The following is a 23,186-nucleotide window of genomic DNA, read 5'->3' on the forward strand; positions in this document are numbered from 1 at the left end:
CTAAGCAACTCCACTGTGCAATCGGAGGTCCTCACCCATGAGTCAACGACTCCAGCGAGTCATCACATTCATCCAACCAACGTCCCTGGGCAGTACAGCTAGAACACCCCCAGCCCCCGCACTGCAGCCAGAACATCCTGCACGGTAATTGCCAACAGCGCCGGATCCGGCTGGGCCGCGAAGGTGTCCCCCCGCCGCAGCTCGGCGCGGGTCAGGACGACGTGCGGACCCGGGGGCGGACCCCAGATCTCGGGCGGAGCGGGCCCGAACAACACCACAGATGGCGTTCCGTATGCGGAAGCCAGGTGCGCAGCGCCCGTATCGGCGGAGACCACCAGGCGGGCCGCTGCAATGGTCGCGGCGAACTCCCCAAGGCCTAGCCGTCCCGCCAACACTGCATCCTCCGCAAGCCCCGACCGGAGGCACACGTCCAGCGCCCGGTCCCTTTCGCCGCTGCCACCGGTGAAGACAACGTTGTGGCCAGCCGCTTCAAGCGCGGCGGCAACAGCCGCGAAACGCTCGGCGGGCCAGAGACGGCTGCCGTAAGCGGCCCCCACGTGCAGGACGGTGGCACCCGGCACGGGGCTCGGGATATGCGGAGTATTCAAGTGGATGTCCAAAGGGTCGGCCTCGATGCCGTGCCATGCCAGGAGGTTGACCCAGCGTTCCCTCTCGTGCAGCTCGGCACGCCACGGCGGCCCGTCCCGGTACTGGCTCCGGTGGCCTATGGTGTGCCGGGCTTGCAACGCCTCAATCCTGCCCTGGCTTTCCGGTCCGCTGCCGTGCAGGTTCACTGCCACGTCCACAACGCCCGGTTCCAGGGCCAGGGGCTCATCCAGACCGTGCGTGGGCAGAAGTTCATAACCGCCCACGAGCCCGAGCGCCTCAGAGAGCCACCCTTGGGCCGCGTACCTCAGCCGGTGTTCCGGAAACTCCCGCCGAAGCGCCTTCAGGGCCGGCACTGCGACCAGCAGGTCCCCAAGCTTCAACGCTCGAAGGACCAGAAGCTCGGGCTTCCCGTCGAGCGGCTCCTTGGCTTCCCGCACTGCAGCACGTTCCGTCGCGCTCATGCCTGCTGCCTGGTCAGTTCGGTGGCCGCCAGGCTACGGACGTCCTCGTGGACGTCGCGCGCAGCAATGCCTGCCACCACTGAATCGTCGTGGGAGCAGCGCGGGGCCGTCCAACCCACTTGGGTCACATCTATGCCGCAGGTGGGGCAGGCGGTCACCCAGGAAGCGTGGATACGGTGAAGGCTCCGGCCCAGTGCGCCGGCATTGATGACGTTGCCGACCCAGAAGATGCCGACGGTCGGAACCCCCAGGGCTTGGGCGAGGTGGCGGGGTCCGCTGTCATTTCCGACAACCACCGCCGCACCCGCCAGCACTTCCACCAAACCTGCCATGTCGAGTTCACCGGCCAATGAACGTACCTGGCCGGAACCGGCCAGCTCGACGATCCGCCCGGCAAGCCCCTTCTCGCTCTCATCCCCCACCACCACCACGTGGAAACCGTCCGCGGCGCAGGCGACGGCAAGTTCAGCGAACCGCTCAGCCGGCCAACGACGCCGGGGATCCGTAGCCCCGGGGTGCATTACCACCAAAGGCTGGCCGTCGTCGTCGGCCGCGTGCGGAGAGCGGCGAAGTCCCTCCGCCGGAGCCAACCGCGCCTCCAGGTCTACAGGGAACGCACCCGCGAATCCGGCCACCTCCAGAGCCCTCAGCGGTTCATGCTGGTAATAGAGGTAGGGCACGGTACGCTCCAGGCTCGCTGCGTCAGGCGTGCGGGTTCCCACCGTGTGGCGGGCTCCGAGCCGGAGCAGGAAGGGATTTGAATACCGCCCGCCGCCATGGATCTGAACCCCCAGATCAAAGCGCCGGGCCCGCATTTCCTCGAAGAACCGCTCCAGCTCTTCCTCGTCCTCGCTCCCGGGCCGCACACCTTCGGAAAAGGGCAGGACCTGAACCTCGTCCACTGGGCTTTTTGTGGCGGCAATCAAAGCCTTGTGCGCCGGGGTGCCGAGGAGGGTTATGGAGGCCTGGGGATATGCCGCTTTTAGTGCGGCAATGGCGGGAATAGCGAAAATGAGGTCGCCGAGGCCCCCGCCGCGTAATACGACTATCCTTGATACCGACTCAAACTTTTCCAGAACCGGACCAACGCCCGTGCCGGTCCGCCCGGCGCCCCCGAACTCTGCAGTGAGCTGCTCCACATATACCCCTTCAGATAGTGCGGAGACCGCAGCGTTAGCTGCGACCTCCGCTGCCCGTACAGCCACAGTAGGGTGATGAACCTTGAGGCCGCTTCGTTAAACCTCTACCCAGACGGCGGCCAATATACTCCGGCTATTGGGGAATACCCGGATGATGCTGTACGTTTCATACGCGACAGACGAACCAAAGAAAAGAGAAGCACCTAAAGTGGCAACCGATTACGACGAACTGCGTTCCGACGTCAAGGAATCGCAGGACAACTCTCTCGAGCAGCTCCAGTCAGCTAACGCTCCCGACGCGCGCAGCGTTGTCCTGGAGCTGGACGAAGCTGACGGCCTCGACGGCGCGGGCGTACCCGGCGGCGAGTTTGTCGCTGAGGAGCTCGTGGTGCAGGTCATCCCCCAGGCCGAGGACGAATTTACCTGCTACTCCTGCTTCCTGGTCCGCCACCGCTCGCAGATTGCGCGCCAGAAGGACGGCCACAGCTACTGCACCGAGTGCGAAGGCTAAATCAGGAAGCAAGGCGGGACGGTGCGTTCAGCCGCCCTCAACTGAGCAAAAGGCACGCCCACTACCGAGTGGACGTGCCTTCCGCTTTATGCGAGCTTCTGGCGCACCAGCCGGCTGACTTCCTTACCGTCGAAGCGGCCTGCAACCTTTGCCGTAACAGGCTTCATCACTTCACCCATCTGCCGCGGCGTCAGTTCGCGCCCCTCGGCGCGGAGCCCGGCGATGACCTCGTCCACCATCGCCTCCACCTCCTGCAGGGTCAGGGGCTTCGGCAGGTAAGACTCGATCACTTCCGCTTCAGCAATTTCCGCTGCCGCCCGGTCCGGCTGTCCCGCTTCCGCGTAGATGCCGGCCGTATCCCGGCGCTTTGAAGCTTCCTTTTGAAGCAGGGACGTCACCTGCGCGTCATCGAGCTGCACGGGCGTCTTACCCGACTTCTCCCGGGTCTCAATCTCGCCCAGAACGTTCCGGACAGTGGTCAGCGCAGTCTTATTGCGCTCCTTCATATGGATGACGACGTCGGCCTGCAGCCGTTCCTTCAAAGATGACACGTTTCCTCTGTTCCTGTGTTTTTCGTTGGGACGGAGCGCCACAGGGCGCCGCGGCAGCGTCCACCCATTCCTAGTACCGTAGGTGCTTATGGCCGAAAATGACCACTCATTCTCATTCCCGGGAAGCACTCGGTGAACCTTCCCCAGGACCCCTGGAACACATTCATCAGTGCCTTCAGCCGCACTGATCTTCCCGTCATCACGTTCACTGAGCTGGTGCTGGCCGCGGGCATAGTGACTGCCTTGTCAATCCCCCGCCAGTCCTGGAAGTTCGTGGGCCTGCTTGCAACCGCCACCCACGAGCTGGGACACGCCTTTGCAGCCGTCACCAGCGGCCAGCGGTTGTCGGGCATACGGCTCCGGCTGGACCATTCAGGGACTACCACCACGTACAGCCGGAGCAAACTTGCCACCGTATGGTCCTGTTTCTGGGGATATCCCGTCCCTGCCATCGTCGGCGCAGGGTTCGTGTGGTGCGGCTTCAACGGCTGGGGACCTGCCGCCCTGGCCGTCAGCACGGTGGCCCTTGCAGCCACACTGCTCTTCCTCCGCAACCCCGCGGGATTCCTCATCACCATTGCTGCAATAGGCGTCAATATGGCCCTTATTTTTCTGGTTCCGGCCGGATTCGTGGGCCACGTGTCCGTCATTCTGGGCCTGGTACTGCTGGTGGGCGCTGTACGGGACCTCATCAAGCTCACGCATGTGCACCTGCGGCGGAGGGACCGGCTTGCCAGTTCCGACGCGTACCTCCTGTACCGTGCGACGGCGATTCCTTCCGTTGTGTGGATCCTCCTGTTTACGGTCCTCGTGGGCGGGTCCTGGCTGGCCGCCTGGCAGCCTATCTCTGCAGTCCTGCCCGCGGGCGTTTAGGGTGGTTTTATGAGCCAGGAAACGGAAAGCACCCAGCAGGTGGAAAGCGGCGGTACCACGGAGCACAGTACGCGCGGCGCCTACGTAACGGGTGGCGCGGAATTCAACCGCGACACCAACTACATCGAGGACCGGATTACCTCAGACGGCAGGCAGGGGGTTAACGGGGAACCCGGCTGGCCGGTGGAACCGGGGCGATACCGCCTCATTGCCGCCAGGGCGTGCCCCTGGGCCAACCGGGCAGTTATTGTCCGCCGGCTGCTGGGGCTGGAGGATGCCCTTTCCCTCGGGCAGCCCGGCCCCACGCATGACGCCCGATCGTGGACCTTCGACCTGGATCCCGACGGCGTTGACCCGGTCCTGGGCATCGAGCGCCTGCAGGATGCGTACTTCAAGCGGTTCCCCGACTATCCGCGGGGCATCACCGTGCCGGCGATTGTTGACGTGGCTACTGGGGCAGTAGTCACCAACAACTACCCGCAGATCACGCTCGACTTCTCAACGGAGTGGACAAAGTTCCACCGGCCCGGCGCCCCCCAGCTGTACCCCGAGCATCTTCGGGAGGAGATCGACAAGGTCAACAAGCGGGTGTTCACCGAAGTCAACAACGGAGTGTACCGCTGTGGCTTCGCGGGGTCCCAGGAGGCGTACGACGCCGCCTATGCCCGGCTTTGGTCTGCCATGGACTGGCTGGAAGACCGGCTCTCCCGGCAGCGGTACCTGGTGGGCGACACCATCACGGAAGCCGACGTGAGGCTTTTTACCACCTTGGCGCGGTTCGACGCCGTCTACCACGGCCACTTCAAGTGCAACCGCCAGAAACTAAGCGAGATGCCGGCCCTCTGGGGCTACGCACGCGACCTCTTCCAGACTCCCGGCTTCGGCGATACCACCGATTTCGTGCAGATCAAACAGCACTACTACATCGTGCATGAGGACATCAATCCCACCGGAATCGTCCCTGCCGGCCCTGCACTGGATGGCTGGCTTGAGGCCCACGGGCGTGAGTCCCTGGGCGGCCGGCCCTTCGGAGATGGAACCCCGCCGGGGCCGGTGAAGGCCGGCGAAGAAGTTGCGCCGGGACATGGAGCGCACTCCTGAAGGAAAGCGCTTTCTGGCTAAACTGGCCGGATGCAGACAACTCAATGCCACGTAGCGGCCGGCTACGAAAATGTCCTGGAGCTGTTCGAGTCATTCCTGGCTGAGGATCCTCAGTACAGCGCGCAGCTCGCCGCCTACCATCACGGGAGGCAGGTGGTGGGACTCACCGGTGGACCGGACATGGACGAAGGTACGCTAACCGGTGCCTACTCCTGTTCCAAAGGAGTGGCAGCCATGGTGGTCGCGCTCCTGGTCCAGGACGGACTGCTTGACCTCGGCGCCAGGGTTTCGCATTACTGGCCGGAGTTTGCGGTCCATGGCAAGGACCAGCTGCTGGTACGGGAAGCGCTGTCCCACCAGGCCGGAATCATGGGAGTGGAGGGCGGTTTCGCCCTGGACGAGTTCACCACCCCTGGTGCTGCCGCCCGCCTCGCCGCGGCCCGGCCGGCCTGGGAGCCTGGCCGCCAGTTCGGCTACCACGCCCTGACCATCGGGATCATCATGGAGGAGCTGTGCCGCCGCACGGCAGGAGAGTCGCTGCAGAGCATCTATGACCGCCGGATCCGGACGGCACTGGACATCGATTTTTTCCTGGGCCTGCCGGAGGAGTTGGAGCCGCGCTACCGGGACGTCCTTTACACCATCGATCCGCAACAGCCCTGGGTCGATCCGCTCAGCCTGGACGGGTTGAACAGCAACGCAGCCGTCAGCACCATCATGGAGCTCCCCAACGTCAGCACTGTGCGCCGCGCAGGCATGTCGGCGGCCGGCGGAGTGGGATCCGCTGAGGGACTGGCCCGGCTTTATGCCGCAGCCACCACCGGAGTCAACGGTGGGAAAGGTTTCCTGGCTCCTGGAACGGTGGAGCTGATGTCCCAGGAACAGGTGTGGGGCCTGGACCGTTCCTCCGGCCTGGACAACGCTTTTGCCGTGGTGTTTATGAAGCCGCATCCCTCCCGGAACTTCGGGAGCCACCGTGCTTTCGGCCACGAAGGCGCCAACGCTGCCCTCGGGTTCGCCGACCCCGCCTACGGCCTGGGGTTCGGCTACATCCCACGGCGGGCGGAGGACGGCCGTACCCCTGGAAAGGCACACCAACTGGCTGCAGCCGTGCGCCGATCGGCGGCGGCTTTGTCCTAAACGTCCCACATGGCGCTGTGCCTGCCGTCCTGACCAGTCGCTTTGTTCCCTGCCGCATAGGCCCTCTAGGGTGGATCGGATGGGCAATTCTGAAGCACGTCCGGCAGTCCGGTGGGCCAAGGGGACCCAGTTTCTGAAACAGACAGTGGAAGGACTGTCCGCGGCGTTCGTTGCGCAACGCCTGCAGTTGGCGGCCAAAGCCGCCCTCGCCGCAGGCTTGGCATTCCTTATCGCCCCGCTCATGCCCGGAGCGGCGGCGAACTATCCCTACTACGCGCCGCTGGGTGCGCTGGTGGCCATGTACCACAACGTGGCGGGCTCGGTCCGGCAAGGCTTCCAAGCCCTCGCTGGGCTCGCCGTGGGAATAGGCCTCGCAGTCATCCTGGTGAACATCGCCGATCCATCGCCCCTGACGGTGGCTTTGTTCATGGGCATAGGCGTACTGCTGGGCGGGATGCCGGGACTAGGCTCGGGCAGTGATTGGATTCCGACGGCGGCCCTGCTGGTGCTCCTCGTGGGAGGCAGCAACGCGGACGACTTTTCCTTTGGCTACCTTGTGCAGATGGGCGCCGGCGTTGCGGTGGGCATCGCGGTAAACTTCCTGGTCTTTCCCCCGCTGCACCTGAAAGCGGCCGCGGCCAGCCTCGACGATCTCCGCCTTGCCTTGGGCAGGCAACTGACGGACATGGGCGCAGCGCTGAAGGAAGAGTGGCCGCCCGAACACGAGGAATGGTCCCGCCGCTCGGATGAGCTCGCATCAGCCACCCGCACGGTACGGCACCTCGTCAACGAAGCCGATGCCAGCCGGCGCGTAAATCCCCGCCGCAAACTCCACCCCCGGGACATAGACCGTGACTACCGGAACCTTCGCCAGCTGGAGAGGGTGACCTTCCACATTCAGGACATGACGGAGGTACTCTCGGACGTCATCTGGGAAAGCGATGTGCCGTACACCGTCCCGCTGCATGACAATGGTCCGCTGGCCGAGGCCATCACCGCCACCGGCGAATTGCTGCGCTCATTCAGCAATGAAGAACCACAACAGCAGGAGGATCTTTATGAGGGCGCCAAGGCGGCGGTGGAAGCCTGCTTGTCAGCAACGGCCACCCGGGACCTGGACGAAGGCGCGGTTCCGGCGTCCGAATCCATCCTCCTGAGCCTCCACCGGATCCTGCGCGCCGTCCACTCGGGTGATTCGGGCGCGCCGCCCCGGCGGGAACCCTAGAGGGTGGCTACTGAGCCGCTGAAGTGACGGCGGCCAGAGCGGGGGTTCCACGCGACGAAATCGGAACGCTCCCAGGCTCCTCCTGCCGTGCGCTGCACGGTACTGATGTCCAGGGCGACCCGGCAGGGAAGGAAAACCGGAGCCTCAAAGTCGACTTCCCAGGTGAAGGAATCCCCGCGGACCGCACCGACGTCGGCGAGTGCCCTGGCCGCCAGGTACATGCCGTGGGCAATGGAGCGGCGCATGCCCAGTGCCTTGGCGGACAGCACGCTGAGGTGGATCGGGTTGAAGTCGCCGGACACTGCCGCGTAGGCCCTTCCGGTGTCCACGCCGAGCTGCCACAGCGCGGTGGGATCAGGTGCCGTGAACTCCGGCCGCGCCGGGGCGACTGTCGGTTTGTCGATTCCCGGCAGGAAAACGCCCTTGGCCAGATAGGTGGAGACCCCCCGCCAGGAGATTTCCTCGGTCGGGGCCCTGCGGACCTCGACCACCAGGTCCACCTGTGTGCCCGACCGGTGACCACGAAGGTTCTCCACGTGGGCGGCGATGACCAGGGCATCGGTGAAGAGGAGCGGCAACCTGTATTCCACGAAGTTGCGCAGGTGGATCATGCCGAGCAGCGGCAAGGGAAAATCGTCCCGGTTCATGACGCTCATGGCGAGCGGAAACGCCAGGGCGTGGATGAATCCTGCAGGCAGGACATCACTGGCAGTTTCGCCAATGAGGTGCTGGTAGGCCGTAAGGTTCCCGACGTCCACCGTGACGCCGCGGACTTCGTGGCTTTCGGCTGGAAGGACTGATCCGTCATGCGTCCCCAGCAGCCGGCGCCGGGCCGCTTGAGCCGCAGCATTGACGTACAGCTTGGAAAGCGACGGCATTTCGCCCAGGATAAGCGGCTGTACAGGCGTCATGCCCCCACCAGGTTCTGGCCGCAGACACGGAGCACCTCGCCGTTGATACCACCTGCCGCGTCGCTGGCCAGGAAGGCGATGGTCTCTGCGACGTCGGATGGCTGGCCACCCTGCTGCAGCGAGTTCAGGCGCCGGCCCATCTCCCGCAGTGCAAAGGGTATCCGGGCCGTCATACCGGTTTCGATAAACCCGGGCGCGACGGCGTTGATGCTGCCGCCTTGCGCGGCAAGAAGCGGAGCTGTCGCCCGGACCATGCCCATGACTCCGCCCTTGGACGCCGCATAGTTTGTCTGGCCGCGGTTGCCGGCGATGCCGCTGGTGGAGGCAACGGAGACGATCCGGGGAGAGCTGCGGAAGTGTCCTGAGGCGAGGAGGGCCTCATTGATCCGGAGCTGGGCAGCAATGTTGATGTTAATCACCGGGTTCCAGCGGGCCTCATCCATGTTGGCCAGGAGCTTGTCCCTGGTGATGCCGGCGTTGTGGATCATGATGTCCAGGCGCCCGTGCCGCTGGACGGCGTGCTCGAGGATCCGTTGCCCGGCATCCTCCCTGCTGATGTCCAGCTGGAGGGCTGTCCCCCGCACCTCATTGGCCACCAGCGCCAGCTGGTCGCCCGCCGCAGGGATGTCCACCAGCACCAAAGTGGCGCCGTCCCGGTGGAGTGTCCGGGCTATGGCCGCACCGATGCCGCGGGCTGCTCCGGTGACGACGGCGATCCGCCCGGCCAGGGGCTTCTCAGGATCCGCGGAAAGTTCTCCCGCCGTCGTGGACACCGTGACGAACTGGCCGTCCACGAAAGCGGAGCGGCCGGAGAGGAAGAACCGGACTGCCGCCAGCGCGCTTGGGCTCGTTGTGTTTACGTCCGGTGCCAGGAGAATGCCGTTGCCGGTGGCACCCGCACGCAGTTCCTTGGCCAGGGAACGCAGGAACCCGTCCACCCCCTGGCGTGCGGCTGCTGCCGCCGGCGAGGTTGCGTCCGAGGCAGGCCGGGACACCGTGATAACACGGCCACCCGGAGCGAGATCCCGCAGGGAGGCTGCAGCGGAGAGTATCGGCTTCCCGAGGTCGTCTGGCTGCGCCACTTCGTCCAGTACCAGGATGATGGCACCAAGCTTTTCCCGGGGAACGGCGTGCCGCCGGACGTCATGATCCCAGGAAAGCAGTTCGGCGGCCAGGCTGTCGGCGCCGGCAGTGCCGCCCTGGACCAGGATGGGTCCGGTCATCAAGGGCTGGCCGGGCTCGTACCGGCGCAATACTGCCGGCTGGGGCAGCCCGAGCTTTTTGGCCATGTTCCTGCCCAGGCCCTGGCTTACCAGTTGTGCGTACTTGTCTGTCATCCGTTCCCCTTACAGTGATTCAAGAATCGCGGCGACGCCAAGTCCGCCAGCTGCGCAGACCGAGACGAGGCCCCGGGCGGGACGGCCTTCGGTTCTGGCTTTTTCGTGGAGCGTCTTGGCGAGCGAAGCCACAATCCGGCCGCCGGTCGCGGCGAACGGATGGCCTGCGGCAAGCGAGGACCCGTTGACATTCAACTTTGACCGGTCGATTTTGCCAAAGGCACCGGGCAGCCCCAGCCGGGTCCGCCCGAATTCCTCGTCCTCCCAGGCTTCCAGCATGCTGAGGACAGTGGCTGCGAAGGCTTCGTGGATCTCGATGAAGTCAAAGTCGTCAAGGGTGAGCCCGTGCCGGGAGAGCAGCCTGGGCACGGCGAAGACGGGTGCCATCAGCAGGCCGTCCTTCCCGTGCACAAAATCCACCGCGGCGGCTTCGGCGTCCACCACAGCGGCCAACATGGGCAGGTCGCGGGCGTCGGCCCACTCTTCGGAGGACAGCAGCACTGTGGAGGCGCCGTCCGTCAACGGGGTGGAGTTGCCGGCTGTCATGGTGGCGTCGGCACCGAGGTTCCTGCCAAAGACCGGCTTCAGGGTTGCGAGTTTTTCCAGGGAAGTGTCTGGCCGCAGGTTGCCGTCCCTCGTCAGCCCTCGGTAGGGGGTGAGCAGGTCGTCGAAGAATCCGGCGCCGTAGGCTGCAGCGAGGTTCCGGTGGCTGTTCAGGGCCACTTCATCCTGCGCCTCCCGCGACACTTTCCACTGGGCCGTGGTGAGTGCCTGGTGCTCCCCCATGGACAACCCCGTTCTCGGCTCGGCCGTTCCGGGCGCCAGCGGTGCCAGGTCCTTGGGCCGCAGGCGGCTGAGGATCTGCAGCCGCTGTGGAAGGGTTTTGGCCCGGCTGAGGTCGAGGATCACCTCACGGAGTCCTTCGCTGACCACGACGGGTGCATCAGAGGCAGAGTCGACGCCGCCGGCGATCGCGGAGTCGATCTGGCCCAGCTTGATCTTGTTGGACAGTCCTACAACAGTTTCCAGGCCTGTGGCGCAGGCCTGCTGGAGGTCGTAGGCGGGCGTCTCGGGGGACAGTGCGGAGCCGAGGACGGCCTCACGGGTGAGATTGAAGTCCCTTGAGTGCTTCAGCACTGCACCGGCACCCACTTCCCCGATGCGTTCATCCTGCAGCCCGAAACGGGCGATCAGTCCGTCCAGGGCAGCAGTGAGCATGTCCTGGTTGGAGGACTTGGCATAGGCCCCGCCGGACCGCGCAAAGGGGATTCGGTTGCCTCCCACGATGACGGCCCTGCGGGGTGCAGGGACGGAGGTTGCGGCGGGCGTTCCGGCCGCGTCGGGTCCGGTGGTGGGCTGTCCGTCAATGGACATGGCTATCTCCTCGGGTCACGTTCGATTACCGATACCCAGCGTACCTGATACGCTGGGTATCGTGAACATCCAGGAAGCAGGGCATGTGCCCGCCGTTGCCGGCGGGCCCGGAGACGGCCGCTCGTCGCGGTGGCAGAGCCACCGGGAGGAGCGGCGCAGGGAGCTGATCAAGTCAGCCCGCCGGGCGGTGCACGCACTGGGCAGCGACGCCTCCATGGAGGACATTGCCGCCGCCGCCGGTACTTCCAAGTCTGTCTTCTACCGCTATTTCGGTGACAAGGCCGGGCTGCAGCAGGCAGTGGGCGAAGTTGTCCTCAGCCAGATGCAGCGCCGGATCAAGGAGGCTGCACAGAGCGCCGTCACCCCGCGTGAAGGTCTGCTGGCAATGGTCACCGCCTACCTTCAGATGGCCAGTACGAGCCCCAACGTCTACACCTTTGTGACACGGCATGCCGCAGCGGAACCGGACACTACCCAGGATTCCGCAGCGGGATCGGCTGCCCTGGGGCATTTTTTTGAAGCCGTCGCCGACATGATCGCCACCCCCATGCGTTCGCATTTGGGGGACGGCAAGGAGGCCGTTATCGGCTACTGGCCCAAAGCAGCGATCGGGATGGTACGGAATGCCGGTGAACAGTGGCTGAGTACGCCGGACTCCCCAACAAAACCAGGGCAGGAGGCGATGGCACGGCAGATCACCGCCTGGCTGTGCGTTGGCATCGCTCCAGAGCTGCCCAGGCTGTCCGCCCCTGACGCCTGATACCCCCTGCTTTGCCGCAGCACCACCAACCCATCTGTCAGCACCAACGAAGGACATTGACATGACTGAACTAGTGGACCGTCCCGCTGGAAACAGGCACCGCCCCGCCGCGGTGGCCGCTGCCGCACCGGGAGTAGCCTCCGCGCAGCCCGCCGTCGACGTCGACGCGCTGGGTGAGCAGCTCCTTGGCAAGTGGGCAGCAGTCCGGCTCCAGGCCCGGAACCTCGCAGCGTCACCCGAGCTGCACAAGGTCGAAGGCCTGACGCACACTGAGCACCGCGCCAGGGTGTTCGGGCAGCTGCAGTACCTCGTGGAGAACGAGGCCGTCCACCGGGCATTCCCCGAGTCCTTGGGCGGCTCGGACGACCACGGCGGGAACATCGCCGGTTTTGAGGAACTGGTGGTGGCGGACCCTTCGCTGCAGATCAAAGCCGGCGTCCAATGGGGGCTTTTTGGTTCCGCGGTGATGCACCTCGGCACTGCCGAACACCACGCCAAATGGCTTCCGGGCATCATGAACCTGGCGATCCCGGGGTGCTTCGCCATGACGGAGACAGGGCACGGCTCGGACGTGGCCAGTATCGCCACCACCGCCACATACGACCCTTCCACTGACGAATTCGTCGTGCACACCCCTTTCCGCGCTGCCTGGAAGGACTACATCGGAAACGCGGCCAATGACGGCTTGGGCGCGGTGGTCTTCGCCCAGCTGGTTACCCGGGGCGTCAATCACGGGGTCCATGCGTTCTACGTGGATCTCCGGGACCCCGCGACGAAAGAATTCCTGCCGGGCATCGGAGGCGAGGACGACGGCGTCAAGGGTGGGCTCAACGGCATCGACAACGGCAGGCTGCACTTCACGAATGTCCGGATCCCGCGGACCAACCTGCTGAACCGCTATGGGGACGTGGATGCCGACGGCCGGTACACCTCCTCCATCGCCAGCCCGGGCCGGCGCTTCTTCACCATGCTGGGCACCCTGGTACAGGGCCGAGTATCCCTCGACGGCGCCGCCGTGGCCGCATCCAAAGTGGCGTTGAAAGCAGCCATCCAGTACGCCACCGAGCGCCGCCAGTTCAACGCCTCCTCCCACACGGAAGAGGAAGTGCTCCTCGATTACCAGCGCCACCAGAAGCGCCTGTTCACGAGGCTGGCCACCACGTACGCGGCCAGTTTTGCCCACGAGCAGCTGCTGGAGAAATTCGATGGTGTCTTCTCCGGCGCCCATGACACGGACGAGGACCGCCAGGACCTCGAAACCCTCGCCGCAGCACTGAAACCGCTGAGCACCTGGCATGCTTTGGATACCCTGCAGGAATGCCGCGAAGCCTGCGGTGGCGCCGGGTTCCTGATCGAGAACCGCTTCGCGTCGCTGCGGGCCGACCTCGACGTCTACGCCACCTTCGAAGGCGACAATACCGTGCTGCTGCAGCTCGTCGCCAAACGGCTGCTGGCCGACTACGCCAAGGAATTCCGGAGTGTCGACTTCGGGGTGCTGGCCCGTTACGTGGTGGGCCAGGCTACCGGCGCGGCCCTCCACCGCACCGGCCTGCGCCAGGTGGCACAGTTCGTCGCGGACACCGGCTCAGTGCAAAAGGCAGCCATTGCGCTGCGGGACGAGGAAAGCCAGCGCGCGCTCCTCACGGACCGTGTCCAGACCATGGTCGCTGAAGCTGCCACAGCGCTCAAGGGCACGGGCAGGTTGTCGCAGGAGAAGGGTGCGGCCCTGTTCAACCGGCACCAGAATGAACTCATTGACGCAGCCCAGGCGCACGCCGAGCTGCTCCAGTGGGAGGCGTTCACGGACGCGCTCCGCGCTGTCACCGACCCTGGCACAAAAACAGTGCTTACCTGGCTGCGCGACCTGTTCGGCCTTTCCCTGATCGAGAAGAACCTGTCCTGGTACCTCATGAACGGCCGCCTTTCCATGCAGCGGGGCCGCACGGTGGGCGAGTACATCAACCGGCTGCTGGTCAAGCTCCGCCCGCACGCCGTGGACCTGGTGGACGCCTTCGGTTACGGCGAGCAGCATGTGCGGGCTACGATCGCCACCGGTGCCGAGAAGAAGCGGCAGGAGGAGGCCCGGGCCTACTTCCGGAGCCAACGCGCCAGCGGCCAGGCTCCGGTGGACGAAAAGGTGCTGATCGCACGTACCGCTGCAGGCAAGCGCAATTGACCGTCCCCTGACGGCATGAACGACGACGGCGCCGCTCCCCTTGCGAAGGGGCGGCGCCGCTGTCATTTACCTATAAAGGCTAGCCCTGTGCCGGAAGCACTGAGCGGTACACCTCAAGCGTCGTCTCGGTGATGGATTCCCACGAGAAGTGCTGTTCGGCACGCAGCCGCCCTGCCTGTCCCATGGCGCGGGCGCGCTCAGGGTCCGAGACAACCTCGGTGAGGGCGGCGGCGAACTCGGTGACGAATTTTTCCGGGTCAAGGGGAGTTCCGGTACCGTCCGTCACCTGCTCCAGGTCCACCAGCAGGCCGGTCCGGCCGTGATCAACCACCTCAGGGATACCGCCGGTGGCGCTCGCCACAACTGCTGCCCCACACGCCATGGCTTCCAGGTTTACGATGCCGAGCGGCTCGTAGATGGAGGGGCAGGCGAAGGCAGTGGCGTGGCTGAGGACCTGGATGAGCTCGTTGCGGGGCAGCATGCGCTCGATCAGGACAACGCCGGTGCGCTCCCGCTGCAGGTCCTCGATCAGGCGGGCAGTCTCCGCTGCCAGCTCCGGCGTGTCAGCGGCACCCAGGCAGAGGACCAGCTGGACGTCGGCAGGAAGCTTCGCAGCGGCCCGCAGGAGGTAGGGAACACCCTTCTGGCGGGTGTTTCTCCCCACAAAAACCACGCTTGGCTTGTCCGGATCGATACCCAGGGCGCGGACGGCGTCGCTGTTCTCGTCACGGTTCCATAGCTCGACGTCGATGCCGTTGTGGACCACCCGCACCTTGGCCGGATCCACGTTGGGGTAGCTGCGCAGGATGTCCTGCCGCATGCCTTCGGACACAGCGATGATGGCTGCTGCGGCCTCGTAGGCGGTCTTTTCCACCCAGGAGGACAGTGCATAGCCTCCGCCAAGCTGCTCTGCCTTCCACGGGCGGAGCGGTTCCAGGCTGTGCGCGCTGAGCACATGCGGAATCCCATGGAGCAGGGACGCGAGATGCCCGGCCATGTTGGCGTACCAGGTATGCGAATGGACCAGGTCCGCACCTTCAACGTCCGGGACGATCCGCAGGTCGACGCCCAGCGTCTGCACCGCGGCGTTGGCCGAGCCGAGATCCTCCGGCACGGCGTAAGACGTCACCGCCGCGCCATGATAGTCAGCGTCGCGGGGAGCCCCAAATGCACGAACCTGCAGGTCAACATGCTTACTAAGCACCCTGCTCAATTCGGCCACGTGGACACCCGCGCCACCATAGATCTCCGGCGGAAACTCTTTAGTCACAATGTCTATTCGCACAAGACCCAAGGTAGTCCTTCACGCATAACTGTTCTAGTGTGAAGGAGTCCGGACATGCCGGACTGTCTTGGGGAGTTACGAAGGCGTACAGGAGCGACCATTATGCCGTTGAACAAAAGAGTCCTGGCCATTGTCCTCGCAGGCGGCGAGGGAAACAGGCTGATGCCGCTGACGGCAGACCGCGCGAAACCGGCGGTGCCCTTTGCAGGAAGCTACCGCCTCATCGACTTCGCGTTGTCCAACCTGGTGAATTCCCGCTACCTGCAGATCGTTGTGCTCACCCAGTACAAATCGCACAGCCTGGACCGGCATATCTCCGAGACCTGGCGCATGTCCACGCAGCTGGGCAACTACGTTGCCTCCGTCCCGGCGCAGCAGCGCGTTGGCAAGAGTTGGTTCCTCGGCAGCGCCAACGCCATCTACCAGTCGCTGAACCTCATCCATGACGCGAACCCGGACATCGTGGTAGTGGTCGGCGCCGACCACGTTTACCGCATGGACTTCGCGCAGATGGTGGCACAGCACGTCCACAGCGGCGCCAAGGCAACCGTAGCCGCAGTGCGGCAGCCCCTGCACATGGCGGACCAGTTCGGCGTGATCGAAGTGGACCAGAACGATCCCCAGAAAATCGCCGCTTTTGTGGAAAAGCCCGCCAGTACCCCCGGACTCGCAGCGGACCCCTCGCAGTTCCTGGCCTCCATGGGCAACTACGTCTTCGACGCCGACGCCCTGGTCGCGGCGCTGCACGTGGACGCCGAGCGGCTCGACACCAAGCACGACATGGGCGGGGACATCATCCCCTACTTCGTGAACCAGGGCGAAGCCGGCGTCTACGACTTCACCCTCAACGACATCCCCGGCTCCACCGAGCGGGACCGCACCTACTGGCGTGACGTCGGCACCATCGATTCCTTCTACGATGCCCACATGGACCTCATCTCTCCGCTCCCGGTCTTCAACCTGTACAACTCCGAATGGCCCATCTACACCCGGCAGAGCATTTCGCCGCCGGCCAAATTCGTCCGCGGCCAGAACAACACGGTTGGCACTGCCCTGGACTCGATCGTTTCCAGCGGCGTGGTGATCTCCGGCGGTGTTGTGGAGGGCTCGGTCCTCTCCAACGATGTCTATGTGGCAACCAGCAGCCGCATTATCGATTCAGTGCTGATGGACAAGGTACAGATCGGCGAGGGCGCCGTTATCAACCGGACGATCATCGACAAAAACGTTAAGGTGCCGGCCGGGGCAGCGATCGGACTGGACCCGGAACTGGACCGCGCGCGCGGCTTCAAAGTCACGGATTCCGGGATTACTGTGCTGTCCAAGGGCCAGGAGGTTCCGGAGCCCGGCGAAGAAGAGCGCAAGCTCGCGGCCGCCAACCTCCATGTTGTGCCGAACGCCGTCAAGGCCGCAGCCGCGCAGTACCCGGACGTCCGCGAGTCCGTTGACAAGGTCGCCAAGACACACGCCGCGGCAGCGGCCGAAATGGCGCCCGGCGCGAGTATCTCCTGATTGTCTGCCGGGAGTGCTCGTGCCGGGCGCTCCCCCGCTGCCGGCCGTGTTGATGGTGGGGCCGGCAGGGGGTCCCAGGCTGTAAAATCGCTACAATGAGCTCCCCCGATCTGACGCCTGAGGAAATTCAGGCCTGCCTCAAGGTCCTCAACACGATCCACGCCTATGACGAGGAGCATCCGGACTACGTTTCGGTGCGCCGTGCCACCGGCAAAATGTTCAAGGCCGTCAAGAGGCACCGCCGCGTCACGAAGCGGGACCTGATTTCCGAGGCCGACCGGGCAGTGATCGCCCAGACGGCTACCGCAGCCCCGGACCGGATCGACGACGAAACCCGCGGGAACAAACTCGCTCCTTCCGCCACCGGCAAGGTGGCCGGCCACCTTATCCGGTCCCGCCCGTGCTACATCTGCAAGCAGCACTACACCCAGGTTGACGCTTTTTACCACCAGCTCTGCCCGGAATGCGCCGCCTTCAACCACGGCAAGCGCGACGCCCGCACGGACCTGACGGGCCGCCGGGCGCTGCTCACCGGCGGGCGGGCCAAAATCGGTATGTACATCGCGCTCCGACTGCTCCGCGACGGCGCTCATACCACCATCACCACACGCTTCCCCAAGGACGCCGCCCGCCGCTTCGCTGCCATGGAGGACAGCGGAGAGTGGCTGCACCGGCTCCGCATCGTGGGCATCGACCTGAGGGACCCCGCCCAGGTCATGGCCTTGACGGACTCACTCAATGAAGCCGGCCCACTGGACATCATCATCAATAACGCAGCCCAGACGGTGCGGCGGTCCGGCAACGCCTACAAGCCGCTGGTGGACGCTGAGGACGAACCGCTGCCCGCAGCCCTGGAGCAGGCCAATGGCGGTCCCGAGCTGGTGACCTTCGGCCACGCCCACGACAAGCACCCCCTGGCCTTGGCCAGCAGCGTTACGGAGCACCCGGTCCTCGCCGGCGACGCCATCACCTCGCTGGCACTTTCCACTGGTTCCGCGTCGCTGGAACGTATCGCCTCGGGAACAGCGATCGACGCCGGCGGGCTGGTGCCGGACCTCGCGACGATCAACAGTTGGACGCAGGTGGTGGACGAGGTGGACCCGCTCGAGATGCTCGAGGTCCAGCTCTGCAACGTCACCGCTCCCTTCCTTTTGGTCAGCCGACTGCGTTCGGCCATGAAGCAGTCCACAGCACGGCGGAAGTACATCGTGAACGTCTCTGCCATGGAGGGCCAGTTCTCCCGTGCCTACAAGGGCCCCGGGCACCCGCACACGAACATGGCCAAGGCTGCGCTGAACATGATGACCCGCACCAGCGCACAGGAGATGCTGGAAAGCGACGGCATCCTGATGACCGCGGTCGACACCGGCTGGATCACTGACGAGCGGCCGCACTTCACCAAGGTCCGGCTGATGGAGGAAGGCTTCCACGCGCCCCTTGACCTGGTGGACGGGGCTGCACGGGTCTACGATCCGATCGTGATGGGTGAGAACGGCGAGGACCAGTACGGCGTGTTCCTCAAGGACTACAAGCCAAGCCCCTGGTAGGCGGATGCCCGCACGTTCCGGCTACTGCCACACCAGGGGCGTCCACAGATGTGGACGCCCCTGGTTCACGCCAACGATCGGTTCCCGGCCTGCCGGTCAGGCCAGCTGGGTGATCTCAACGCTGACGTTCAGCGCCGACCCGCCGCCACCGGACAAGATGCCTTTCAGCGGGGCCACATCGCGGTAGTCCCGCCCACGCGCCACTGTGACGTGGAAGTCGCCGGCGGGCTTGTGGTTGGTGGGGTCCCAGCTGCGCCAGTCACCGTCCCAGAATTCCAGCCACGCGTGTGACTGCCCCGCGACCGTTTCGCCGATGCCGGCGCTGGAACGCGGGTGCAGGTAACCCGAGACGTACCGGGCCGGGATTCCGCAGCTCCGCAGCGCGCCGATGGCGAGGTGGGCGAGGTCCTGGCACACGCCCTGGCGCTGGCCCCATGCCTCCTCGGCGTTGGTGGTGACGGCGGTGGAGCCGGACATGTACGTCATCTCACCGCGCATCCACTCGAAGACTGCCATGGCGGCGTCGTGCGGGTTCTTCCCGGCCACCACCTCGGGGATGAGGCCAAGGACCTCGTCCCCGGGACCGCTCAGCCGGGACTGGGGGAGCCAGTCGCTGAACGTATTGACCGTCTCGGGCGAGGCGAGGACATCCCAGCCCACAATGTCGGACTCGGAGGGGATCTTACCGGCACGGTGTACTTCCACCGTGATGTTGGTGACCACCTCGAGGTGTTCGTGCGGCATCTGCATGTCGAATGCCGTGACCCTGGTCCCCCAGTAGTCTCGGTAGGTGCTCACAGCAGCCTGCGACGGCGAAACCTTGACCACCGATTCCAGCACCACCTGCTGGGAATCCGTGAGGGGCGTCATGCGGGCCTCGTTATAGGACAACGTGACCCGCTTGTTGTACTTGTAGGCCGTCTTGTGCACGATGCTCAGCCGGGTCATGAAACTTCTCCCACCCAGGCCAGTTCGTCGGCCTGATTGAAGTACTTACGGGAAATGGCGTCCGAGGCCTGGGACACTGCCTTCTGCACGCGTTCCATGTGTTCGGGCAGCTCGGACATGAGGTCGTCCGTGCGGTGGAACTCAAGGAACGTGCGGGCCTGGCCCACAATCCTGCGGGCGTCGTTGATGAAGCCCACGCGCTGGGCCGACGGATCGAGCTTGGCGAGGCACTCGTCAGCGTCCCGCAGCGCGTACACGATGGACCGCGGGAACAACCGGTCCAGGAGCAGGAATTCGGCGGCGTGCTGATCACCGAAGGCCGCGCGCCGGGTACGCAGGAAGGATTCGTACGCACCGGCGCACCGAAGCATGTTGACCCAGGACATGCCGGCGGACAGGACGTCCCGGGTGGAAAGCATGCGGGCCGTCATGTCGGCCCGTTCCAGGGAGCGTCCCAGCACCAGGAAGAGCCAGCTTTCGTCATGGCTCACTGTGGTGTCCGCCAGGCCGCTCACCATGGCGGTGCGCTCCAGCGTCCAGTTGCAGAAGCGGTAGGTACCCACCACGTCCTTGCGGTGCTGGCTTAGCCCGTAGTACGTGGTGTTCAGGCTCTCCCAGAGGCCGGAGGAAACCGTTTCGCGGGCACGGCGGGCGTTCTCGCGTGCGGCTCCCAGCGACCCGGCAATGGAGGTGGCGCTGGTCTTGTCGTAAGCCAGGGCATGGAGCAGTTCCGGCAGGCCGAAGTCCTCGCTCTGCGGACGGGCGCCCATCACGGCCAGGAGTTCCTGTGCCACGCTTTTGCGTTCGTCCATGGGCAGGTGGTTCAGCCGCTCCAGGTGCACATCGAGGATGCGTGCCGTGCCATCGGCACGCTCCACATAACGGCCAATCCAAAAAAGGGACTCGGCAATACGGCTAAGCATTCGCGGCTACCTCCTGCAGGCCCGACACTGAAAGAAACATTGGCGCGGTAGTGGGGCGGTTCACTGCTGCTGCTCCGACTGGCGGTCGCGCCAGTTGCTTTCGACCGGCCAGACGGAAACACGCTCGCGGACGGAGATGGACTGCCGCGGCACGGTTTCCACCGGCAGGTGGGGCGAATCGGCAAGGACCCAGGTGTCCTTGGAACCGCCACCCTGGCTGGAGTTCACGATCAGCGACCCTTCCTTGAGTGCCACGCGGGTAAGCCCTCCGGGGAGCACCCAGACGTTGTCGCCGTCGTTCACGGCAAAAGGCCGCAGGTCCACGTGGCGGGGGCCGAACTTGTCCCCGCTCAGCGTGGGCACGGTGGAGAGCTGCAGCACCGGCTGCGCTATCCAGCCGCGGGGGTCTGCGATGACCCGCTGGCGGAGGGCGTCGAGCTCGTCCTTGGATGCGTCAGGGCCAATGACCAGGCCCTTGCCGCCGGAGCCGTCCACCGGCTTGACTACGAGCTCTGACAGGTGGTCCAGGGTGTATTCGCGGGCTTCCTTCTCCTCCAGGCGGAAGGTATCCACGTTCGCGATGATGGGTTCCTCATTGAGGTAGTAGCGGATGAGGTCAGGAACGTAACTGTAGACCAGTTTGTCATCCGCGACGCCGTTGCCCACTGCGTTGGCGATGGTCACTCCGCCTGCCCGGGCAGCGTTGACGAGCCCGGGGCAGCCGAGCATGGAATCGGCCCGGAACTGCAGCGGGTCCAGGAAGTCGTCGTCGATCCGCTTGTAAATGACGTCCACGCGCTGCTCGCCGGCGGTGGTACGCATGTACACGCGGTTTCCGCGGCAAATAAGGTCGCGGCCCTCCACGAGTTCCACACCCATGAGGCCCGCGAGCAGGGTGTGCTCAAAGTAGGCGCTGTTGAACACCCCGGGGGTCAGGACGACGACGGTGGGATCGTCCACGCCGGCGGGCGCGGTTTTGCGCAGGGCCGAGAGGAGCCGGCGGGGGTACTCCTCCACCGGGCGGATGAGCTGCTGGCCGAACGCCTCGGGCAGGCCCTTGGCCATGGCGCGTCGGTTCTCCAAAACATAGCTGACGCCGGAGGGGACGCGCACGTTGTCCTCCAGCACCCGGAAGGTGCCCGCTGCATCACGGACAACGTCGATGCCGGAGATGTGCACCCGGACGCCGCCGGCCGGTTCGAAGCCGTGGACCTGGCGGTGGAAGTGCGCGCTGGTGGTCACCAGCTGCCGGGGTATCACGCCGTCGGACACCACGTTCATCTTGTCGTACACGTCGTTGAGGAAGGCCTCAAGTGCGTGCACGCGCTGGGCGACGCCGCGTTCAAGCACGTCCCATTCCGCTGCGGGGATGACCCGGGGGACGATATCGAGCGGGAAGGGGCGTTCCTCACCGGCGAAGTCAAAGGTGACACCACGGTCCAGGAAGGTGCGCGCCATGGAATCCGCCCGCGCGCTGACGTCGGCGAGGGAGAGCTTGCGAAGGGCGTCCGCCACCTGCTCATATGAGCCCCGTGCCTCTTGCCCGGGGGCGAACATCTCGTCGTAGGCTCCGGTCCGGCCGGTGGCCACGGAGTAATCCTGGAATAGGTCTGACATGTGCAATAGCCAACCATCTTTTTGTTTCGAACTCATTACTGCCATCCATTCTGGCGTGTTGGCGCCGGTGCTGTGGTTCGTGGATTCCGTGTCCTTTCCGGCACAGTAGGTGAGTGCCAGTCAGCAGAAGCCTCCCCACCCCCGGCCCGGGCATCCCCCGTGGCGCTGACCGGTTACTCCCAGGCCTGGCCACGGCGGCGGTTGCCTTGGCCGCTGCCTTCCTGGTCCACTGGCTCGTTCCCGTTCTCCCGGCCATGACCCTGGCGGTGGTCCTGGGCGTCCTGGCCGCCAACCTCCCGGCCGCCGGAGTCTGGACTGCCGGCAGGGCTCGCCCGGGGCTGGACTTCGCGGGTAAGCACCTGATGCGCGGTGGAATTGTCCTGCTGGGCCTGAAGGTGAGCGTTATGGACGTCCTGGGACTGGGGTGGCTGGCCCTGGTGCTGATTGTGGGGGTGGTGGCCGTGAGCTTCGGCGGAACCTACCTGATCTCCCGGCTGTTCAGGCTGCCCCCGGTGACCTCGCTGCTGGTGGCCACAGGGTTCTCGATCTGCGGTGCCTCCGCCATCGGTGCCATGGCGGCCGTCCGCCGCATCCGGCACGTGGACACCGTCCTGCCGGTGGCGCTGGTGACGCTCTGCGGGACCCTGGCCATTGGGGTCATGCCCCTCCTGGTCCACCCCCTGCAGCTCAGCGCGCCGGTTTTTGGCGCCTGGACGGGGGCTTCGGTGCATGACGTCGGCCAGGTGGTGGCAACGGCGCAAACGGCCGGGACGGCGGCGCTGGGCATCGCCGTCATCGTCAAGCTCACCCGGGTGCTGCTGCTGGCACCCGTGGCGGCATTGGCGGGTGCCCACCAGCGGCTTCATGCCAAACCCGGCCCGGGCCCGGAGGGAAGAGACGCGAAACTGCCGCCGGTGGTTCCCCTGTTTGTCCTGGGCTTCATTGCCATGGTGGGCCTCCGCTCCACCGGGTGGCTCCAGGAAGGCTGGCTGGAGGCCGGATCAGCACTGCAGGACATCCTGCTCGGCGCCGCGCTGTTCGGGTTGGGCTCCGCCGTACGTGTGCGCACGTTGCTCCACACCGGAGGCCGTGCGCTCCTGGCCGCCCTCGTATCCTGGCTCCTGATCGCCCTCCTGGGACTCGCTGCCGCCCTGCTGATCGCAGCATAAGCCGTGATTAGATAACT

20 protein-coding genes are annotated in these 23,186 nt (G+C 65.3%); 10 read left to right on the forward strand and 10 right to left on the reverse strand.

Annotated features, from left to right (window positions below; all coding sequences use genetic code 11):
• Positions 1–98 precede the first annotated feature (98 nt).
• Together AC5RWX_RS17850 and AC5RWX_RS17855 are read right to left on the reverse strand one after the other, a co-directional pair.
• The gene (locus AC5RWX_RS17850; protein WP_494097681.1) at positions 99–1,070 is read right to left on the reverse strand and encodes a glycosyltransferase family 9 protein; all 972 of its coding nucleotides are present in this window, start codon (positions 1,068–1,070) and stop codon (positions 99–101) included.
• Positions 1,067–2,209 carry a glycosyltransferase family 9 protein gene (locus AC5RWX_RS17855; RefSeq protein ID WP_494097682.1) on the reverse strand — a complete coding sequence of 381 codons (1,143 nt, stop codon included), beginning with the start codon at positions 2,207–2,209 and terminating at the stop codon, positions 1,067–1,069. The genes AC5RWX_RS17850 and AC5RWX_RS17855 overlap by 4 nt, the downstream gene beginning before the upstream one ends.
• Before the next feature lie 208 nt (positions 2,210–2,417).
• On the opposite strand from AC5RWX_RS17855, the gene AC5RWX_RS17860 reads away from it, so the two are divergent.
• Positions 2,418–2,720: a DUF4193 domain-containing protein gene (locus AC5RWX_RS17860; RefSeq protein ID WP_066275770.1), complete on the forward strand. Its 303-nt coding sequence runs from the start codon at positions 2,418–2,420 to the stop codon at positions 2,718–2,720.
• Positions 2,721–2,806: 86 nt separating this feature from the next.
• On the opposite strand, the gene AC5RWX_RS17865 is transcribed toward AC5RWX_RS17860, so the two are convergent.
• Positions 2,807–3,271 (reverse strand): GatB/YqeY domain-containing protein, encoded by a 465-nt coding sequence (locus AC5RWX_RS17865; protein WP_494097683.1) that lies wholly within the window; start codon positions 3,269–3,271, stop codon positions 2,807–2,809.
• 132 nt (positions 3,272–3,403) lie between these two features.
• Between AC5RWX_RS17865 and AC5RWX_RS17870 the strand changes: the two genes are divergently transcribed.
• The 4 genes from AC5RWX_RS17870 to AC5RWX_RS17885 all read left to right on the forward strand — a co-directional run bounded on the left by AC5RWX_RS17870 (position 3,404) and on the right by AC5RWX_RS17885 (position 7,610).
• Entirely contained in the window at positions 3,404–4,144 is a 741-nt protein-coding gene (locus AC5RWX_RS17870; RefSeq protein WP_494097684.1) for a M50 family metallopeptidase, read from the forward strand.
• A 9-nt stretch (positions 4,145–4,153) separates the two neighbouring features.
• Positions 4,154–5,245 (forward strand): glutathione S-transferase family protein, encoded by a 1,092-nt coding sequence (locus tag AC5RWX_RS17875; protein ID WP_494097685.1) that lies wholly within the window; start codon positions 4,154–4,156, stop codon positions 5,243–5,245.
• A 30-nt stretch (positions 5,246–5,275) separates the two neighbouring features.
• Entirely contained in the window at positions 5,276–6,385 is a 1,110-nt protein-coding gene (locus tag AC5RWX_RS17880; protein WP_494097686.1) for a serine hydrolase domain-containing protein, read from the forward strand.
• Positions 6,386–6,530: 145 nt separating this feature from the next.
• Positions 6,531–7,610 (forward strand): FUSC family protein, encoded by a 1,080-nt coding sequence (locus tag AC5RWX_RS17885; RefSeq protein WP_494097701.1) that lies wholly within the window; start codon positions 6,531–6,533, stop codon positions 7,608–7,610.
• Here the strand turns inward: AC5RWX_RS17885 and AC5RWX_RS17890 are convergent.
• Genes AC5RWX_RS17890 through AC5RWX_RS17900 form a run of 3 tightly spaced genes read right to left on the reverse strand, consistent with a single transcriptional unit; the run spans position 7,607 to position 11,232 of the window.
• Positions 7,607–8,521: a MaoC family dehydratase gene (locus AC5RWX_RS17890; protein ID WP_494097687.1), complete on the reverse strand. Its 915-nt coding sequence runs from the start codon at positions 8,519–8,521 to the stop codon at positions 7,607–7,609. The genes AC5RWX_RS17885 and AC5RWX_RS17890 overlap by 4 nt on opposite strands.
• Positions 8,518–9,858, reverse strand: a complete 1,341-nt coding sequence (locus tag AC5RWX_RS17895; RefSeq protein WP_494097688.1) for a 3-oxoacyl-ACP reductase — start codon at positions 9,856–9,858, stop codon at positions 8,518–8,520. The genes AC5RWX_RS17890 and AC5RWX_RS17895 overlap by 4 nt, the downstream gene beginning before the upstream one ends.
• A 9-nt stretch (positions 9,859–9,867) precedes the next feature.
• The gene (locus AC5RWX_RS17900) at positions 9,868–11,232 is read right to left on the reverse strand and encodes an acetyl-CoA C-acetyltransferase (protein ID WP_494097689.1); all 1,365 of its coding nucleotides are present in this window, start codon (positions 11,230–11,232) and stop codon (positions 9,868–9,870) included.
• Positions 11,233–11,299: 67 nt separating this feature from the next.
• On the opposite strand from AC5RWX_RS17900, the gene AC5RWX_RS17905 reads away from it, so the two are divergent.
• A complete protein-coding gene (locus AC5RWX_RS17905) occupies positions 11,300–11,992 on the forward strand; it encodes a TetR family transcriptional regulator (protein ID WP_494097702.1) in 693 nt (230 codons plus the stop codon).
• A 61-nt stretch (positions 11,993–12,053) separates the two neighbouring features.
• Positions 12,054–14,168: an acyl-CoA dehydrogenase family protein gene (locus AC5RWX_RS17910; protein WP_494097690.1), complete on the forward strand. Its 2,115-nt coding sequence runs from the start codon at positions 12,054–12,056 to the stop codon at positions 14,166–14,168.
• A 79-nt stretch (positions 14,169–14,247) separates the two neighbouring features.
• Here the strand turns inward: AC5RWX_RS17910 and glgA are convergent, their stop codons facing one another.
• Positions 14,248–15,453 (reverse strand): glycogen synthase, encoded by a 1,206-nt coding sequence (gene glgA, locus AC5RWX_RS17915; protein WP_494097691.1) that lies wholly within the window; start codon positions 15,451–15,453, stop codon positions 14,248–14,250.
• 102 nt (positions 15,454–15,555) lie between these two features.
• Here glgA and glgC point away from each other — a divergent pair, with 102 nt between their 5' ends.
• Together glgC and AC5RWX_RS17925 are read left to right on the forward strand one after the other, a co-directional pair.
• The gene (gene glgC, locus AC5RWX_RS17920) at positions 15,556–16,965 is read left to right on the forward strand and encodes a glucose-1-phosphate adenylyltransferase (protein WP_494097692.1); all 1,410 of its coding nucleotides are present in this window, start codon (positions 15,556–15,558) and stop codon (positions 16,963–16,965) included.
• A 95-nt stretch (positions 16,966–17,060) separates the two neighbouring features.
• Positions 17,061–18,512 (forward strand): SDR family NAD(P)-dependent oxidoreductase, encoded by a 1,452-nt coding sequence (locus AC5RWX_RS17925; RefSeq protein WP_458782059.1) that lies wholly within the window; start codon positions 17,061–17,063, stop codon positions 18,510–18,512.
• Between the two features lie 96 nt (positions 18,513–18,608).
• Here AC5RWX_RS17925 and AC5RWX_RS17930 read toward each other — a convergent pair whose 3' ends face one another.
• From AC5RWX_RS17930 to AC5RWX_RS17940, 3 genes are read right to left on the reverse strand one after another with little or no spacing between them, the layout of a single operon-like run.
• On the reverse strand, positions 18,609–19,460 hold the full coding sequence (locus AC5RWX_RS17930; RefSeq protein ID WP_494097693.1) for a transglutaminase family protein: 852 nt from the start codon (positions 19,458–19,460) through the stop codon (positions 18,609–18,611).
• On the reverse strand, positions 19,457–20,383 hold the full coding sequence (locus AC5RWX_RS17935) for an alpha-E domain-containing protein (protein ID WP_102975536.1): 927 nt from the start codon (positions 20,381–20,383) through the stop codon (positions 19,457–19,459). The genes AC5RWX_RS17930 and AC5RWX_RS17935 overlap by 4 nt, the downstream gene beginning before the upstream one ends.
• A gap of 60 nt (positions 20,384–20,443) precedes the next feature.
• Positions 20,444–22,000: a circularly permuted type 2 ATP-grasp protein gene (locus AC5RWX_RS17940; protein WP_494097694.1), complete on the reverse strand. Its 1,557-nt coding sequence runs from the start codon at positions 21,998–22,000 to the stop codon at positions 20,444–20,446.
• A gap of 113 nt (positions 22,001–22,113) precedes the next feature.
• On the opposite strand from AC5RWX_RS17940, the gene AC5RWX_RS17945 reads away from it, so the two are divergent.
• Positions 22,114–23,169 (forward strand): YeiH family protein, encoded by a 1,056-nt coding sequence (locus AC5RWX_RS17945; protein ID WP_494097695.1) that lies wholly within the window; start codon positions 22,114–22,116, stop codon positions 23,167–23,169.
• Positions 23,170–23,186: the final 17 nt, after the last annotated feature.

The sequence above is a fragment of the Arthrobacter sp. SPT-J7 genome, assembly GCF_059089965.1.